Origin of the sequence: Frankia sp. Mgl5 (assembly GCF_023242985.1) — a bacterium.
In the GTDB taxonomy this organism is placed as follows: domain Bacteria; phylum Actinomycetota; class Actinomycetes; order Frankiales; family Frankiaceae; genus Parafrankia; species Parafrankia soli.
Window position 1 is genome coordinate 1 of record NZ_JALKFY010000395.1, and the last position, 229, is coordinate 229.

The 229-nt window shown below is 55.5% G+C and carries 1 protein-coding gene; it reads right to left on the bottom strand.

Annotation, left to right across the window (positions count from 1 at the left end):
* A partial coding sequence (locus tag MXD62_RS09810; RefSeq protein WP_248829031.1) for a methionine adenosyltransferase domain-containing protein occupies positions 1 to 229 on the bottom strand: 229 nt, incomplete at both ends.

The following is a 229-nucleotide window of genomic DNA, read 5'->3' on the forward strand; positions in this document are numbered from 1 at the left end:
TGCTACCTGTACTTCGCATTTGTCGGCAAGCCCTGCGGCAACGATGTTTTTTGCTACGTAACGTGCTGCGTATGCGCCGGAACGGTCCACTTTCGTCGGATCTTTACCGGAGAATGCGCCACCGCCGTGACGAGCATAACCGCCATAGGTGTCAACGATGATTTTGCGGCCAGTTAAGCCGGCATCGCCTTGAGGCCCACCAATAACGAAACGGCCGGTTGGATTGATG